Origin of the sequence: Pseudoalteromonas caenipelagi (assembly GCF_013140855.1) — a bacterium.
In the GTDB taxonomy this organism is placed as follows: Bacteria; Pseudomonadota; Gammaproteobacteria; order Enterobacterales; family Alteromonadaceae; genus Pseudoalteromonas; species Pseudoalteromonas caenipelagi.
Genome location: NZ_JABBPG010000002.1, coordinates 768,292 through 785,865 on the forward strand (window position 1 = coordinate 768,292; position 17,574 = coordinate 785,865).

At 39.8% G+C, this 17,574-nt stretch carries 12 protein-coding genes and 1 pseudogene; 9 read left to right on the forward strand and 4 right to left on the reverse strand.

The window, feature by feature from the left end:
- Nucleotides 1–61 precede the first annotated feature (61 nt).
- The 3 genes from HG263_RS08030 to HG263_RS08040 all read left to right on the forward strand — a co-directional run bounded on the left by HG263_RS08030 (nt 62) and on the right by HG263_RS08040 (nt 3,946).
- Complete coding sequence (locus HG263_RS08030) at nt 62–763, forward strand: response regulator transcription factor (RefSeq protein WP_171625551.1); 702 nt, start codon at nt 62–64, stop codon at nt 761–763.
- A 12-nt stretch (nt 764–775) separates the two neighbouring features.
- Nucleotides 776–2,026 (forward strand): sensor histidine kinase, encoded by a 1,251-nt coding sequence (locus HG263_RS08035; RefSeq protein ID WP_171625552.1) that lies wholly within the window; start codon nt 776–778, stop codon nt 2,024–2,026.
- Between the two features lie 129 nt (nt 2,027–2,155).
- A complete protein-coding gene (locus tag HG263_RS08040) occupies nt 2,156–3,946 on the forward strand; it encodes an ABC transporter transmembrane domain-containing protein (RefSeq protein ID WP_171625553.1) in 1,791 nt (596 codons plus the stop codon).
- Between the two features lie 169 nt (nt 3,947–4,115).
- On the opposite strand, the gene HG263_RS08045 is transcribed toward HG263_RS08040, so the two are convergent.
- Complete coding sequence (locus HG263_RS08045; protein ID WP_171625554.1) at nt 4,116–5,297, reverse strand: serine hydrolase domain-containing protein; 1,182 nt, start codon at nt 5,295–5,297, stop codon at nt 4,116–4,118.
- Nucleotides 5,298–5,580: 283 nt separating this feature from the next.
- On the opposite strand from HG263_RS08045, the gene HG263_RS08050 reads away from it, so the two are divergent.
- Nucleotides 5,581–7,869, forward strand: coding sequence for a winged helix-turn-helix domain-containing protein (locus HG263_RS08050; RefSeq protein WP_171625555.1), 2,289 nt, complete (start codon nt 5,581–5,583; stop codon nt 7,867–7,869).
- 344 nt (nt 7,870–8,213) lie between these two features.
- On the opposite strand, the gene HG263_RS08055 is transcribed toward HG263_RS08050, so the two are convergent.
- Together HG263_RS08055 and HG263_RS08060 are read right to left on the reverse strand one after the other, a co-directional pair.
- Nucleotides 8,214–8,924 (reverse strand): LytR/AlgR family response regulator transcription factor, encoded by a 711-nt coding sequence (locus tag HG263_RS08055; RefSeq protein WP_171625556.1) that lies wholly within the window; start codon nt 8,922–8,924, stop codon nt 8,214–8,216.
- Entirely contained in the window at nt 8,885–10,357 is a 1,473-nt protein-coding gene (locus HG263_RS08060) for a sensor histidine kinase (protein WP_171625557.1), read from the reverse strand. The genes HG263_RS08055 and HG263_RS08060 overlap by 40 nt, the downstream gene beginning before the upstream one ends.
- Nucleotides 10,358–10,582: 225 nt before the next feature.
- On the opposite strand from HG263_RS08060, the gene HG263_RS08065 reads away from it, so the two are divergent.
- Both HG263_RS08065 and HG263_RS08070 read left to right on the forward strand, forming a co-directional pair.
- The gene (locus tag HG263_RS08065; protein ID WP_171625558.1) at nt 10,583–11,458 is read left to right on the forward strand and encodes an ATP-binding cassette domain-containing protein; all 876 of its coding nucleotides are present in this window, start codon (nt 10,583–10,585) and stop codon (nt 11,456–11,458) included.
- The gene (locus HG263_RS08070) at nt 11,442–14,492 is read left to right on the forward strand and encodes a hypothetical protein (RefSeq protein ID WP_171625559.1); all 3,051 of its coding nucleotides are present in this window, start codon (nt 11,442–11,444) and stop codon (nt 14,490–14,492) included. The genes HG263_RS08065 and HG263_RS08070 overlap by 17 nt, the downstream gene beginning before the upstream one ends.
- 267 nt (nt 14,493–14,759) lie before the next feature.
- Here the strand turns inward: HG263_RS08070 and HG263_RS08075 are convergent.
- Nucleotides 14,760–14,906, reverse strand: a pseudogene (locus HG263_RS08075) (IS110 family transposase); the annotation flags it as partial.
- 1,162 nt (nt 14,907–16,068) lie between these two features.
- On the opposite strand from HG263_RS08075, the gene HG263_RS08080 reads away from it, so the two are divergent.
- From HG263_RS08080 to HG263_RS08090, 3 genes are all read left to right on the forward strand, one after another.
- Nucleotides 16,069–16,575: a GNAT family N-acetyltransferase gene (locus HG263_RS08080; RefSeq protein ID WP_171625560.1), complete on the forward strand. Its 507-nt coding sequence runs from the start codon at nt 16,069–16,071 to the stop codon at nt 16,573–16,575.
- A 207-nt stretch (nt 16,576–16,782) separates the two neighbouring features.
- The gene (locus tag HG263_RS08085) at nt 16,783–17,076 is read left to right on the forward strand and encodes a hypothetical protein (RefSeq protein WP_171625561.1); all 294 of its coding nucleotides are present in this window, start codon (nt 16,783–16,785) and stop codon (nt 17,074–17,076) included.
- Nucleotides 17,077–17,254: 178 nt separating this feature from the next.
- The gene (locus HG263_RS08090; RefSeq protein ID WP_171625562.1) at nt 17,255–17,503 is read left to right on the forward strand and encodes a hypothetical protein; all 249 of its coding nucleotides are present in this window, start codon (nt 17,255–17,257) and stop codon (nt 17,501–17,503) included.
- The last annotated feature ends 71 nt before the right edge of the window (nt 17,504–17,574 follow it).

Here is a 17,574-nt window from a genome sequence, read left to right on the forward strand (position 1 = left end):
CTGTTTCACATGTTGTTTTTTAAATTATGTGACACATAGCTTGCTTATGGATGGAGTAATAATGCCAACAAGCCCTATCAAAGTCCTACTGGTGGAAGACCAAGCGGATATTAGCCGAAATATTGCCGATTATTTTGAGTCAAAAGGTTCTGTGGTCGACTTTGCTTACGATGGAGAGCAAGGTTTATCGCTCGCTTTGAGCAATTATTATGATTGTATTGTGCTTGATTTAATGTTGCCTAAAATGGATGGCTTGCAAGTGTGTTTGCAAGTTAGGAAAATTGCAGATAGGCACATTCCTATTATTATGCTTACAGCGCGAGACACGCTTGATGATAAACTACAAGGGTTTGGGCAAGGCGCGGATGATTATTTGACTAAACCTTTTGCGTTGGAAGAGTTGTGGGTGCGTTGTATGGCGTTGTCGCAACGTCATACACTGAATACCTCTCATACTCTCACTATTGGTGATATCTCTCTAAACAAGCAAACCTTTCATGTTACGCGTCAAGGAAAAGAGGTGTTTTTACAACCAATACCACTAAAAATACTACGAGTGTTGATGGAATCTCACCCTAGAGCCATTAGTCGTAGCGAGTTATGTGAAAAGATCTGGGGAGATGAACCAACAGACTCAGATGCTTTACGTTCGCACATTTATCAGCTTCGCAAAGCCATAGACAAACCCTTTTCGTCACCTGTGATCAAAACTTTACACGGTGTTGGCTTTGCGCTTGACGTTATATCCAACGTTACTAAATAGAGTCGGCAAACTATGAAAATAACGCAGCTTCGTAATCGTATAGTCGTTTATTTTGTTGGCAGTACGTTACTGACCAGTGTGTTGTTTGGGATAAGTAGCTTTTTTATCGCCTACAACGTAGAAGACCAATTTTTTAACGACTTACTTAAAGACGAAGTAAAACTAGTACAAACTCAAATATCACAGGGGCAAGAGCCTCAACCTAAGCTTGATTTTGTGCATTATGTTAAGTATCAAGCGCTGTTGCCTGAGACCGTATTAACGGTATTACAGGATGAACCAAATCGACGTGAGTTTGCCGGTGAAAATGGTCAGCATTTTCATCTTTTTAAATTAAAAGACCAGTCTGGTTTTTTGATAGCTGAAGTTAGTGAACACCTCGTAGTGCGAAAGTTCACTGAAGGTATGGTGTATTTCTTACTGATTATTTGTGCGTTTGCGTGTTTAATCGCCATGGTGATGGGATTTGCTTCGTATAAAATTTCCAAACGATTACTGAAGCCGCTGGATGATATTATGGATATTTTAACCAATGCGCCAGTCGATAAACTACCCCAAGGATTTGCGAACAAGTTCAACAACGATGAAATCGGCGCGTTTGCGAAAACGTTAGAGTCTGCGCTGGCAAGGATCCGTGCGTTTATAAGTCGAGAGCAATTGTTTACTCGAGATGTCTCTCATGAACTACGGACGCCAGTTACAATCAGCCAAGGTGCGCTGACATTGTTAAAACAGACGCAGTTAGATGAGCAACAGTCATCTTTGGTGCAACGGATTGATGTTGCACAACAACAAATAGAACAAAGTTTAACCATTTTGTTAGCACTGGCACGCGAAGACACCATCGGACAAGGTAAAAGCCGCTTATTGTTGGCGATAGAGCAAAGTGTAATACAGCAGTATGAGCACTTATCAGGCAAAGATATTGAGTTAAATATTGATGTTGGTGAGCAAATTGAAGTGCCAGTCGCGCAGACCATTTTACTTATTTTGTTAAATAACTTACTAGGCAATGCATTTAAATACACGACGCAAGGCGCAATCACCATCACCTTTAATAATAACACGTTGTGTATTGAAGACACGGGGCAGGGAATTGGAAATGATGCGCAAGCATTTATTTTTGAAGACGGATTTAAAGGCGAAAATAGCCAAGGTTTAGGGCTGGGTTTGAACATAGTGAAACGCTTGTGTGAAAAGTTATCGCTACAGTATTCGCTCACAAGTAGTGAATCGGGAACGCGAGTGGAGATTATATTTTAATGCCACGGTTCCTCGTCATCTTGATAAAAAGGGGCTGGGTTAAGCTGTGATTTGGACTAAATCTAAGCTGTATTTGTTTTGCCAAAACAGGCATGCTAAACGAAAGCCCGTTTAGGAATACCAAAAAGCATGGATAAATCGGTTTCTCCACACTCCACCAATGATGGTGAGAAAAAATCTAAGGGGATCAAAAGTTTGCTCCCGATAGCTGCGTTCGTTAAGCCTTATAAAGTGATGGTTATTTTGGCGCTCATTGCATTAATTGTAACTGCCGCCGTTGCCTTGTCGTTGGGTCAGGGAGTCAAATTAGTCATTGATAGTGGTTTTGTTGCAAGTTCTACATCGCAATTAAACGTGGCGGCAATGAGTATGATCGCCATGATTTTACTGTTGGCCGTTGGGACTTTTTTTCGCTTTTACTTGATGAGTTGGCTTGGCGAACGGGTTGTTGCTGATATGCGCAAAGCAGTATTAGAAAAAATCGTATTTTTGCATCCTAATTACTTTGAAGAAAACCGCAGTGCCGAGATCACCTCTCGATTAACCACGGATACCACCCTATTACAATCCATTATAGGCTCTTCGTTTTCGATGGCCCTGCGCAGTTCGTTAACACTGGTTGGTGGTTTAGTGATGCTATTTGTTACCAACCTAAAGCTATCGCTCATTGTGGTTGCATTTGTGCCCTTAGTGTTATTGCCCATGTTTGCGTTTGGTAAAAAAGTCAGACGGCTCGCCAGTAGCAGCCAAGATGCCATTGCAGATATAGGCACTTATGCCACAGAAATCATTCAAAATATTAAGGTGGTGCAAAGCTATACTCAGGAACCTGCAGAGTGTAAAGCGTTTGCTGATGAAGTAGAGTCGGCTTTTGATGTTGCTAAAGCGCGGATAAAACAGCGAGCCTTGTTGATTGCCATCGCTATTTTTTCTATTTTTGGGGCGATAACGGTGATGCTGTGGGTCGGTGGGAGTGATGTGATTGCTGGTAATATCACTGCGGGTGATCTTGCTGCATTTGTATTTTATGCGGTCATGGTGGCGATGTCGGTGGCAACAATCGCGGAGGTTTATTCCGAACTTCAGCGCGCTGCGGGGGCGGCACAAAGGCTATTGCAACTGTTAGAAGTAAAGAGCGACTTGTTAAGCCCTGAACATGATGCGCCGCTAGATGTGAGCTTAGGTACTGCGATTGATATTAAACAGTTGTCATTTAGTTATCCATCAAGACCCACACAGCTGGCATTGAACCAGATTAACTTAACCGTGAACCAAGGAGAGGTTGTCGCTATTGTTGGACCGTCTGGTGCAGGTAAAAGTACCCTGTTTGAAATGTTGCAGCGCTTTTATGATCCACAACAAGGCGCTATTACGCTTAACGGTATTGATATTCGATCATTGCCTTTAGCACAGCTTAGGAAGTTAATGGGCTTAGTCCCCCAAAACCCAGTATTATTCAGTGCTGATGTGATGCATAACATTCGTTATGGCAAACCGACAGCCAGTGAAGAAGAAGTAATTAATGCCGCTAAAAAAGCACACGCGCATGAGTTTATTGAGGCTTTACCTGAAGGGTATAACAGTTTTTTGGGTGAGCAAGGCGTTAGGCTCTCTGGTGGTCAAAAACAGCGAATTGCCATTGCCCGAGCAATTTTAAAAGACCCCAGTATATTACTTTTAGATGAAGCAACCAGTGCACTCGATTCAGAAAGTGAATTTCATGTACAAGCTGCTTTGGTAGAGCTTATGAAAAATCGCACAACGTTGATCATCGCTCACCGCTTATCAACGGTAAAGCACGCCGATAGCATAGTCGTTATGGAACAGGGTAAGGTAGTAAACCAAGGCAAGCATCACATGCTTATTGAGTCTGATCCGCTCTATCAGCGTTTGTGTCAGTTGCAGTTTGAAGGGGCATAAGCAACCTATATTGCAGTGATCCTTGTAGAAGTGTCACTGCAAAGAAAGCACCACAAACGTGCAAAAAGACTTTTGGTAGTGAAGTGGCGCTATTAATTGTAGTGGACCAAATCTGACAGACAGTTATGAGCGAACAAGAGACGGTTGGATCTTTATGCCGCTTAACAATCTATATAAAAGCAGGTAAAACCTGTTTGGTAATTTGTTTAAATATAACGTCTTCTGCATCATGACCCGTAATAACGATGACTAGGTCCAGATCATTCACAACAATGACTCGGTTTCCGCCTGCTCCCCAAGCAAGGTTAACGTTGTAGCTTTTGGTATTTAACACAATGTCAGTTTGGTACCATAAATAGCCATAATTAAAGCCTTCTGGATACCAACTTTCGGTTGGCTTGGTAAGTGCTTTGAAAGCAGCCTTTAAATAGTTTTTTGATAAAAGTTGCTTGTTTTTCCACCTCCCATTGTTGATAAGCGTTTCCCCTATTTTGAGCATGTCACGAGACGTTAAATTCAGGCCACTTTCTGCCATTGGGAGTGCTTTTGGGTCTAGTGTCCACTTGTAGTGATATATATCCATTTTGTTTAAGAACTCTTTGTCAATAAAGTCTTTAGCTGTTCCTGGTACAACCGCGTCTAAAACGTGCATTACCAAAATGGGATCGGATGCTTGGTATTTGTATACTTGAGATTCTTTTGTTATCGGTTGAGTTTGTTCCAAAAAGGCTTGTACTTCAGCCGTACCCGAATACTTTTCCCGGTTACCTCGAAAGTCTTTAAGTTGCTCAGCACTAAACCTAAGACCTGAGCGCATAGACAATAAATGGTGTAGGGTAACTTTCTCTATGCCGGTTGCTAGCTTACTTGTATCTACACCCTTAAAAAAATTCACTAAAGGCTTATGCAAATCAGCCATGGTTATATAACCAAGCTGCATAGCTCTAGCTAAGACTAAGCTAGTGTAGCCTTTGGTAGCGGAAAACTGAAAGTGAGGTAAATCTACTCTTCCATTGTTGAAATAAGACTCAAATAATAGCTTACCTTTATGGCTGATAAGCAAACTGTCATATTTTCCATACTTATTCTCAGCGAGCTCTTTAGCTAACCTTAAAATAGGCGTTTTGTTACCGCCATCAACACCAAGTTTCCCTACTTCTATATTATCTGCTAACTTTTCGGGTGCTATGTTGATAAAGGCCTCTTCTAGTGGTGCCATGTCCCAAAAGTCAATTTTAACCTCTTCCGCTGAGGCTCTTGGAGCTGTGAGATCTGTTTCATTGGAAAACCCCTCAAAAGAAACAAGTAGTAAGAATACGGTTAGTAATTTGGCTCGGCAATTTGTGAACATGTTATCTCCTATAAAGTCGAAAATTTTTGCGTTATAGCACTCAAATTTGATTTCAAAAGTTCGCTATCACAATGCAAATAAAGTACAAGAAAGGTACATTTTAATCACACTTCACCCAACTTAAATCACATTAAATATTCTTAAATTTAAGGTTAAATTGTTGATTTTTATTGTTTTTATCCAAGGTAAGGCTGACATCGTTTGCATAGGATAAAAAGTAAATATTAATTAGCATTGTTCAGTTATAATTCATTGCAGCAGAAATTACTTTTCGGATAGGTCTTTGCATAACAATCAGAAATATCAATTAGGACGATGGGTCGTCTGCCCATTAACTAATACCTTCCAAGACTCTGACGAGCAAAAGTCAATTGATAATAAAAGCATGCAAGTGCTTTTATTTCTTATACAAAACTCAGGGCAAAATGTAACTAAAGAGCAGATTATCGAGCATGTTTGGAAAGAGAGTGTTGTAAATGAAGAGATATTGTCTGTAGCGATCAGTAAAATCAGGAAAGCATTAGGAGATAAGGCTCGCCAGCCAACTTTTATCAAAACGATACCCAATGTTGGCTATTGTTTGATTACAGACGTAAAACCACTAATTGAAAATAATCAGCCACAAGAAGCGCCATTACATGCGATTAATCTACAAACTAGTAGTCGTAAAGCGTATTTTATCGGTAGCATACTCTTATTACTTGTCATCATTCTTATCGTGGGTTTCTACCGGTTTTATCAAGAGCCTGAGCCTGAGAATGATAATCTTGCAGCACTTAGTTCAATTGCAGTATTGCCCTTTGAAGACTTAAATGAGAATACAGACAATATATATTTCACGGAGGGGCTCTCTGACGCAATCATTAATCAGCTATCTCAATCGAAACATTTAAAAGTTATCTCTCGTGATTCTTCTTTTAATTTCAGAGGAAATAGGGAACCATCCAAAATTGGTAATGCTCTTAAAGTCGCAGCTTTTTTAGACGGCAGCGTCCACCAATCAGCAGGGCAAGTAAGAGTAAATGTACGAATAATTAGCACGTTCGATGGCCGTTTGCTTTGGGCTAAAAGCTTTAACAGTGAAAATACAAATGTATTTAACTTACAAGATATAATAAGCCGTGATATCAGGCAGGCTATTCAGCCAAACTCACAACCCCAGGTTGCGGTTAATAAGAAAATAGACAGCCAAGCTTACGAATGGTTCTTGATGGCGCAATATCATTGGCGACAAAGAACTCCAACTTCACTAACAAAATCTGAGACTTATTTTAAACATAGTCTTGAATTAGAGCCCAATTACGTGGACGCACACGTTGGACTAGCCATTACTTACGGCCAATTCCATTATTATGCGAATTGGAGTGCGAAAGAATCTGTAGATAAAGGACTTCCTTATGTAGAGCAAGCATTGGCTTTAGAACCAAACTCGCCTATGGCGCTTGCAACTAAAGGCATGTTACTGACTCTTAAGGCAAGCTATTCCGAAACCCCACTCCCTATCTTGAATGAAGCACATGATATGTTTGTTCGTTCTTTAGAGCTAGAAAACAGCGCAACTACTCACCATTGGTATAGTTCATTACTAAACCAGATGGGAGAAGAATCGTTAGTCATTAAACATATGGAGCATGCTATTGCTTTAAACCCACTCTCAGCGTCACTAAAAGCTATATATAGCCGATATTTAGCAATCAGAGGAAAGCTTGATACTGCGCAAAAACTGTATAGACGATCCATAATTTTGGAGCCGGATCGAGATTCAAGTACTATTGAATCCACCCATATATTTCGCAATACACCAGCCTCGATTATTGCTATCGCTGAATGGCACGTAAACAATAACGACCTTTTTGAATATTGCGCTAGTGACGAATATTGTGAGCAGGTTGTTTTTTCGTATTTAAGTATTGGGCAGGAAACAGAAGCCAATAAAATATTGGCTCGCATGACATCAAAACATGAACACTTTGAGAGCTCTCTAAAGCTAATAGGTTACGGCTTAAAAGGTGAGCTAATTAACGCAGTGTCTTTATTAGAGCAACTCAGTAAAACCCATCCAAAAAACTATAAGTACAAATACAATTTAGCTATCGCACAATACAGAGCAGGTTTATATGAGCAAACCCGAGCTTCTTTATTACATATTTATCCAGATTGGCATAAAGCCCGCGCAGTCGACGTAACAACTGACAATTATTTAGCTTTGATACTCTATGGCGCAACCTTATTAAAATTAAATGAACAAGAGTATGCCAAAGTTGTATTAAATAATGTGGAGCAATTTCTTTTTTTAGATAAGGTTCAAGACAAAGCACAAGCAGAAATGGCACTAGCTCAAGTAAACGCTCAGTTGCATATCCCAAGTAAAGCTACACAGCATTTGCGTAAAGCATTAAATCAAGGCTGGCTTGAAACCTTTGATCGCGAATGGTGGACATTACAAGACAGCCACCTACTGAAGCCTATACAGAGCCGGCGAGAATTCAAAGCGTTAATGCAAGCACATCAAGAAAACGTAACAAAATTAGCGAAACAAGTTAGTTTAAGGCTAGAGAGCTTGAAACGTTAAAGCATTTTTCTTTCATGTATTGCGCATGTTATTGCCTTTACAACGTTATTTATGTCTACAAGTGAATGGGGTGTACGTCCATTATTTTGCTGTTTTTATTGCCTAAATTTGAAATCGAAAGGTTCTTGTTGGCACTTTACAACGGTTGACTAATGGGTGACCCCATTTTTTACAGAGTAGACATTCAGATAACGCGTTGTTGCCCTAAATCATTTACTTTAAATACTCTAATTTTTATACGGAATTGGTGAATACTTTTTACGGATAGGCTTTAAGAACGTGTTATAAATTACCGTTGTTAATCAAATAGCACTTTGATGGCAAATTTTTCTATTCCACCTAGATTATAAGCAAAGCTGTTTAATATCATTCACGTATAACCTACTAATTTTAACGCTATTGCCACAGGTTAGAGTGACTTCCTTCGCATTTACTTCATGGACTTTATGTCTATTAATAATTGATGATTTACTGACTTGAATAAACCTATGCTCAGGTAGTTCGCGTAGTACCGACTTTAATGTACTATTGACTAGGTCCATATTATTCCCATGCCAAATTTTGACATAGTTGCCATAGCTCTGCAGCAGGCTGATTTCACCAAGGGACAAGACTTTAAAGCCTCTGTCTTGTTTGATAGTTAAGGTTTCTTTTTTACTCGATTCAATATTCATTAACGATTTGAGTTTACCGATAGCCTTATCAAACCGTTCCTCATCCACCGGTTTGAGTAAATAATCGATAGCGTCTAATTCGAATCCATCTAACGCGTATTCTTTGTGAGCACTGACAAAAATGACATTCACCTTAACCGCTAAAACGCGAAGCATTTCAACACCAGAGATCTCAGGCATATTCACATCGAGGAAAATCAAGTCGACACTGTTATTGGCTAACCATTTAATGGTTTCGGTTGCACTTTTCATTTGACCAATTAACTCAAGATCAGTATGACGCTCGATATGATAGCTTAAAACTTCGTGTGCCCAAGGCTCGTCATCAACAATGATGCATGTTATTCGTCGTTTAGTGTTATTGATAATGCTACCCTCCATTCCTTTTGTTGTTGACCGTAGCTCAAGCGATGCCGCTTTGGATATAACAGGTTAAGTCGCTTAATTAAATTATCCAACCCCAAGCCGCCTTTTTCCAATGAATTTTTAGGGGGGTGGATGAAAGTATTTTGACAACAAAGATGCAGCTCATTACCTTCAACGTTTAAATCGATATCAATCGAACATGGTTCTGAGGTGCGTTCAATTGAATGTTTAAATGCATTTTCCAAAACGATGATAAGCAATAAGGGCGCGATAATGAGGCTTTCATCGACTCTTTCAGGGATTTGAATGTTCAGCACTAAATTATCTTTGGCTCTTAATCGTTGTAACTCAATAAAGTCTTTTAAATATTGCAGCTCTTCTTGCAAAGAGACTGTTTTATTTTGACCGTCATAGACGGTATAACGCAGCATATTTGATAACCGACTGATGAGTTTTGGGGTTTTGTCCGAGCCTCTTAATGAGTGGGCGTATATGTTGTTAAGTGTATTAAAAAGAAAATGAGGATTGACTTGTTGCTGCAATTGCAACAGCTCAGAAGAGAGCTTTTCTTCAGAGAGTTGTTGGATTTGTTGCTCTTGCTGTTGTTTATCAAATAGTAAAATGAATGGCGTAAAGATGACAAAAAGCCCCAAAACTACTTGATAATGGTTTTTATAAAAAATGTTGTTGCTAGATGGTATGAACGCAGCCAATTCATCACGACTCATTGGCAGTGATAAAATAATTGAAAACAGAATGGGAGTTAAAACTAAAACCGCTATCAGCACGGCACAACAAAAAATATATACGCCGTATTTAGCCAGCACATCTTTGACTAACCAACGTCGGGTTAGATAATAAAGACCCCAAATTAACATTGAAATGACCAGAAACTGGTATAAATAGTAAAAAAAGTGAGTCACATTGATCATTGGTGATTCAATATTAATGGTAATGCTATTTTGCGTGGTGGACGAGATGGTTGGGACTGCACTAAAGGTAAATGCAAAGATCAAAGAGCTGACAATTAATATCAAAAGGATAGCATGAGAGAAGGTGATCCGGCTTTTTATCCGCAAACTGGTATGTGATGAAATTACTTTTTGCCAAACAGGATGAATCGTAGATAACAAATAAAATATGAAGAAAATAACAAATTCTTCTGTTGAAAACTGTTGATGCAGTTTTGTCGCGGATATATCTGAAGGGTGTAGTATGGAAATAGGGTAAAGTAAAAACCCTATGATCAACAGAAGGGCCTTTTTTGTACCTTTGGCTTGTTTGGAGAAATACACACAGGCAAAGATAGGCAAGCTTACTATAACCGAGGCGACAAATGCGTAACTATAACTCAAAGCGGTGAGTTCTTGAGATTTCAAAAACAACATATGGGCAACAACAAACAATGCAGTGAACAGCGGAATGTAAGGGCTTAACCTGAGTTTCATTGTGTACAACACCTTTATTTTCTCAACGAGGCTAACATTAATCGACAACAGTAAATACGAGTTTATTTCACTTTACTTGCAAAAAATGACAAAACCCACGATTTAAATGATAAAACGCGTTTTACTCAACTTATCACGTTAACAGACACAGACATCATTCGGTCTTAGCGATTAAATTTAAACCTCGCTAAAGTCACTCCCAAATCAACTCACCTTGGAGTGCACATGCTGAAAATTAATAATATTGATAAAAAATATGCTGATGGAACGCATGCTTTAAAAGACATTTCGTTAGAATTATCAACCGGTATGGTTGGTTTACTTGGACCAAACGGAGCGGGTAAATCCTCTTTGATGAGAACGCTCGCTTGCCTTCAATCACCAGATAGTGGCAGTTACCATTTTAATAACATTAATTGTCTAACATCACCACATGAATTGCGCCAAACACTGGGTTATCTGCCACAGTATTTTGGCGTCTATCCGCATATGTCATGCAAAAAGTTGTTGGAGCACATTGCAGTTCTAAAAGGGCTCAACCGCGCGGAGTTTGAACCTCAAATTGAGGAATTGCTCACGTTGACAAATTTAAAGTACGTTGAGAATAAAGCAGTCGCGTCTTTTTCTGGCGGTATGAAACAACGTTTTGGCATAGCTCAAACCTTGTTAGGTAACCCAAGCTTTTTAATCATGGATGAGCCGACCTCAGGATTAGATCCTGCGGAGCGGGAACGTTTACATGATGTGTTAGTAAGTATCAGTCAAGACAGACTGGTCATCCTTTCAACTCACATCGTTGAAGATATTGAAAACCTATGCCACCACGTAGCGCTTTTAATTAAAGGAGAGATTGTTGAAAGCGCGGATGTTCAAACCTTAATTGCTCCTCTTGAAGGACGAGTTTGGCAAAGTGATCATGCGCCTATCTTAGCAGGTGAGGTCACCGTATTGAGTAAAAACTATCGGTTTGGGATACCGGCATGGCGTATTTTGAGTGAGGCACAGCCTACGCCAAGTGCTCAGTTAACCGAGGCTACACTGCAAGATCGTTACTTTTGGGAATTAAATAAAAAGGAGCATGAAGATGTTGTTACGCAATGAATTTAAATACGCATTTAGCCAACCTCTACTCGTTATTATGCTGCTCATATCCACAATAGCCTGTTCTATTTTAGGTTTGGGAGCACTTGAAGCTGGGGCTTCTCAACAGGATGCCTTGCAGGTTTTGTCACTGATCCAGATGTTAATTTTGCCAATTATGGTGGTGATCTCTGTGGTGACATTGTTCCTTCGTGATGTTAACTCAAATATGCATGAGTTGATTGAGGCGACCCCACTGAAAAAGTCGAAACACTCTTGTCTCCGTTTTGTGGTGCATATTAGCTGCGTATTTATTCCCTTTATGATCAGTGTGTTGTTGATCAGCATTCAACATTTTGCAGGGAGTGAGGCAATCGAGGTTATTGTGTTTGGTTTGTTTGGTTTAGTCCTACCAAATTTAATTGCCTTATCGTCGATTGTCATTTTAGTTGCCATATACTCCAGCAGCACTTTTACTGCTTATGCTTTTACGGCTTTATTGGCGGTGGGTTACATGGTGTTGGGGAGCGCCTTAGGTTTTCCTTTTTTATCTGGCAGCGCGGTGGTAAGCCAAGCACTCTATGAGGTGATGATTTGGTTTGACCCCTTTGGCACAACACCTTTACTTCATAACGGTGCTACAGAGTTACTCAACGGCACTATGGTTATAAACCGTCTCATGCTGATAGGCCTCAGCATTGTTATCGTGGTGATAACGTTAAAGGTTCAAATACAGTCAACCGGTGCTAAGAAAAAGAAGAAAACCTCGTCGTCTAAAAAAGTCGCAGTGACACTTTTTAACGCGAGTACACCATTTACCGCAATGGTTTTGAGCTCGTTAAGTCATATTTTAAGAAATAGAGTTAATCAAATCATTCTGCTGTTATGGGCTGGGATCGCCACCAATGAAGTCATGACAGGGTTGCATAGCACAATGCAAGTTGGCGCCTATAAATCTTCAAGTTTGGATGCGATAAATTTCATTGCTTCGGATGTTTTATTGGCATTTGGCTCAATCACGGTAGCGATGTGGAGTTGTTTGATTTGTTGGAATGAGAAAAAACGGGGTTTTGATGAGATCATCGCCACTATGCCAACAAGCAATAGCTTGAGATTATTGGCGCAAATGACCAGCCTATGTGTATTGGTAGGAGTCTTAATCCTCAACGCCGCAATGGCGTCTTTGAGTGCTGAGTTACTATTCAATACCGAGATCGAATTAAGTCAATATGTTAGCCAATTTGCGGTGGCGAGCATTCCATTACTGTTATTATCTGTCATGTTTGTCTTAATTCATCATTTAGTCACTTCGCCGGTTAAAGCCGGAGCCATTATCCTGGCGATATTGATCGTTAAATTTACGCCCATCACCTCGAGCTTAGGGTTGACTCATTTGTTGTGGAACATAGCTGGCTCGCCTATGCAAGAAGCCACACACTTTTGGGGATTTGGAGGCAGTACTTTTGTTTTGCTCTCTTTTGTTGCATTTTGGCTTATGGTCATTGCTTGTTTATATTCTTTTGCCATTATTCGAAGCCACAGAGGCACAGGACTGGTTAATCAACAGCCTAAAAGTCGATTCAAAAGCGCTTATGTTTTGATTGTGATCAGTGCGTTTTACGCTTTTTGTATTCATCAAACGTTGACCTCGGAAAAGCCGTTAACCTATGTCGCTCAGCAACAAGACTGGCAAGTTTATTATGAGAAAACGTATCGAAATTGGGCTCAACAGCCACAACCAGAACTCGTACATATAGGCTCTGAAGTTGATATTTACCCGGCTATCGGTTCGGTAAATATTACCGCCGCTTATACGTTAGTAAATCAATCAAACTCTAACATTGAACAAGTTTTGATTGGTCGTTACGGCAGCTATAAGTCATGGCAAGTGCAACAAAATGCCCAATTTACTATCTTAGAAGATGACTATGGACAACAGGCCATTTTGGATTTGAGTAAACCTTTAGCGCCTGGTGAAAGTCTCGACGTTAATATGACTGTTGACTATCAACAGCCTAGCCTATGGCCTGTTAGCACAAATTTAGTGGTTGAGCCTAGTTTTACAAATATTTTAACTGAACGCTTTTTACCACATGTGGGATATCAAGCGCATTTTGAACTGCAAGATAAATCAGCCCGAAAACGCTATTCACTAGGGGAAGCGTCGACTTTATTTAACCCACAAAGACACTTGAGTTATTCATCGGTGATCAGTACAGATGCAAGCCATGTGGTGATCAGCCAAGGGAAAAAGAAAGCTTGGCAACAAAATAATCGTAATTATTTCCTATTTGAGTCAACGTCAAACAAGGGAGTCAATTTTATTTGGTCGAGTATACCAAAAGCCTCTGAAATAGATGGAACCATCAACGCCAATGTGGCGCTTTATCTTCCATCACACTATGAGGATTCAGAGCAAGTGTTAACGGTCATTTCTGAGTTATCAAAGCGCATAACCAAAGAGCTTGGTATGGCGCTGTTGTCACCCATGCATATTATTGCAAGTCCACGCATACATGAAAAAATTCGAGATGTACCTGAAGTGGCTTTATATGACTTTGATAGCCTTGTTCGACACCTATCCGTTAACAATGACAAGTTACACTTAGTCTATCGCTACTTAGTGCCTTCGTTTGTCAAACAACTGCTTTGGAGCAATCAATTGGAGTTGCCCGATATGCTAACAAAGTTCCTTCAAGGGCATGTTTTATTGAGCACAGTTGAACAGCAATTTGGTCTCGATGCTAGAAAAGAAGTCGTTGGTCATACAATGAAGCAGCTAAAATTGCAGACGCTTAACATGGTACAGCACTCAAAGCGCACAGCGCATGTTGAAGAGCAATTAATCACGCTAGATTCTATTTTATTGATACAAGCGTTAGAGGAGCTTGTTGGAAAAGCACAACTCAAGGAGATGTTGTTTAAACAACTAGAGCAGCCAAGTTCATTCACTAAAAAAGGGTTTATGCAAACGCTTATTAATGAAAATGCAGACTCTCAACAGCAAATAGAGCTAGCCTTTAGCAAGTTCTCTAAAAACACAAGTCAGCTTTAATACCACCAAATTTTAAGTCGCGGCAATACAAGGTTGGTCGCTGCCAAACAGTCGATTTTATGCAAAGGAAACTTATTAAAAAATTTATTCACTTTAATGACGATATCACTTCTATTTATTGTGACTTCAAGCTCTGCGAAGGCAAATGAAGGTAAAATGACTCATGAAGAGTCGCTTCTCAATGCAGCAGAACTAGTTTAATTTGTACTAGCTCAGAATTGATCTGGCAGTTACCCGTTTTTCAATCGGCGACTGTCAGTTTAGATTAATGCAAGGCGGTAATTTTGCAATTTCAGCTAAGAGTTTGTTTCGCTTGATGGTTTTACGTGATTTACACTTGTTATGAGTATCAACACCGTGGATACTAAAGATAGGTTTGGCTAAATCGATGCCAATGGCTTTAATTAATGACATACGGACTCTCCTCAATTGAAGCTTTTTATCAACTTCACTATGGCACATTGATGCCGAGTGGGGAGTCCATATTATTCGTTATATGTGTCTTTAAGGGAGAGTTGAATTGAAAAGGTGAACTTTGTTAAGTGACAAAGAAAAATCAACGAGATCTTTCGTTTTCGCTCCTTTTTGTTTTATGTTTTTGCTCGTTCCTGACACAAATATCTACTTCAATTCAATTTTTGCATTGTTTGGCTTCATAGTATTTATAATGCAAGGCGTTTATTATCGAAGAAAAGTACAAGGAAAATTGTGAACACGTATAACAAGCCAATTTTGTTCAACCAGCAAACTGGCTTGGGTAACATGTAAGAGTATCCGTAAAAGACAGTCACTCGAATTTGCTAAGCTCTACGCGTACAGATTCTAAAAAAGATGCCTTGTTCATAGCAAATCCATTTACTGTGGTTTTATACAGGTATAATTTAAGGCATCAAACTTTGCAAGTAGAGACCCCGTTAATTATTGTTCAAATTGTTCACCTGTAGACCTAAAAATATACCTAACCATTTGATTATAAAAAGGCTTAACCATTTTAGATAAGTTGACTCATTCTCGTTTAAGTAGATTCTCGTTTTGCTCTGTGAGCGTTGTTACTTTTTGAGGACAAAATGGCGGCTAACATGCTAATATTTAGCGCAATTAAATTTGTTAATTGGTGTGTTGTAGGGCTAATGGGTAGAACATTAACGCGAATTCACGCTAATACACTGTTATATTGCAGTTGAAATTTTGTGAAAGGAATCTAGTTAAGTGATCTATTTTGCCTATATCTTCTGGCTTATTATGCTTTCTTTCGCTATTCCGAATATTTGGTCGGGTTTAGCTGCAATTAGCTTTCTAGCTTGTGTTGTTGCAGTTATTAATTACTCAATTAAAAGCTATAAAATTTATCGCATTGGTCAGGTTTCAGCTTTGCGTAAATGGTTGGTATATTTATATTCACCATTAGTAGTAACGTCTATGACAATAATCATGATCTATTATGGCGTAGCTGCAATATAACAAGTCAATTATGGCAAGGACGCAAAACGCTTGGCTTGCGCTACTTCGTCGCTAATTTTAGCCAAGCATTTGTGCGCCCCATATTGAGGCGTTAACCCTACTTGGAGATATTTCGTTGAGCATCAACATTCGGCTAGAAAAACCTAGCGACATTCAAAGCATTCATGAGATCACTGTCGCTGCGTTTCTCAACGCACCACATACAGACCACACTGAACAATTTATTGTGAAGGCTCTGCGGGATTCAGGTGCGTTAACGATTTCACTTGTTGCAGAGGATTCGACTCAAATTATTGGGCATGTGGCCTTGTCACCAGTTACGATCTCGGATGGTTCAAATGATTGGTATGGCTTGGGACCAATCTCCGTGACCCCAAGTGAGCAAGGTAAGGGCATAGGTTCTAAATTAATGCATGCAGCTCTTTCAGAATTGAAAAACCTAAAAGCAAATGGCTGTGTTTTACTTGGCGACCCTCATTACTATCACCGATTTGGCTTTAAACCGATAGAAGGCCTAGTACTCCCAGATGTTCCCCCTGAATACTTTCAGGCCCTTTTACTTCAAGGTACTCATCCGAAAGGTACGGTTACTTACCATGAGTCGTTTTCAGCGCAGGGTTAACAAGGCGCTGCTGGCGGACAAATTTTCCGCTGCGCTCCAAATTTGCCGCAGAGCGCGGCGTTATGTGTAGTAGCTTTGTGAGTTCTGTACAGGCAGCAAGTAACTGGTTGATTATTTGGTTATCCAGTTGTAATTATTAGAATACATTGCGAGGTAGTTTTGAAATCTATACCGTTTCTATTCGTTTTTATGATTAGTTTTAATGCCATGGCTGAGTGGACCCCATTTTCTAAGGTTCTTGCGATTAGGGCGTATCCATCCTCAACTGTCCACCATATAAAACTGTCTACTTCTAGCGTTCACGCTGGCTGTAAAACTTCAGATGAGAATGGGATATATAAGCTCGTGGATGAGAAAGGGCGGATTGTCTCTATGCTGTTAGCAGCACAAGCGGCCGACAGGAAAGTTAGTGTTGCAATAACTTGTGAACCAGGTTCAAGCACCGCTAAGATAACTGAGTTGCAGATTGGTGAAGTGAACTTTTCTAGTGTAATCCACTAATTTTTTGCTTAGGGTTGAGTAAAAACAAGCTGTATAGAAGACACCAGCACATAACAAACGGCTCCAAGCGACAGCCAACCGTCGCGCCATCTGTGCCAATGGCGCGAGCGCCGATTTCGGCACAAATCCCGCTCTGGTTGTCTGCGCCTGAGCCGGGCGTTATACGTTTAGGGTAGTCATGAGAGAATTTGAAGTAGAAAAAGTATTAAAAGAGTCACTTGAGAATACACCTGTAGGTGAAAAAATTACTTTAAACTTCAGCGGTGTTTCAAATATTATTGATGTAGAAATGACTTTCAAAGGTGGTTGGGTTGTGACTCAAACAATCATACCAGGTAAGCCTTTTGAGTTTACCAAAGGGGAAGATGGTTATCTTACTGGTATTAATATAACAATAAACCCATTTGATGGCTTAAAAAACGTATAACAAGCGGTTAATGAAAGGGACGCAAAAAAGCTTGGCTTGTGCTCATTCTTCGCTAATTTTAGCCAAGCATT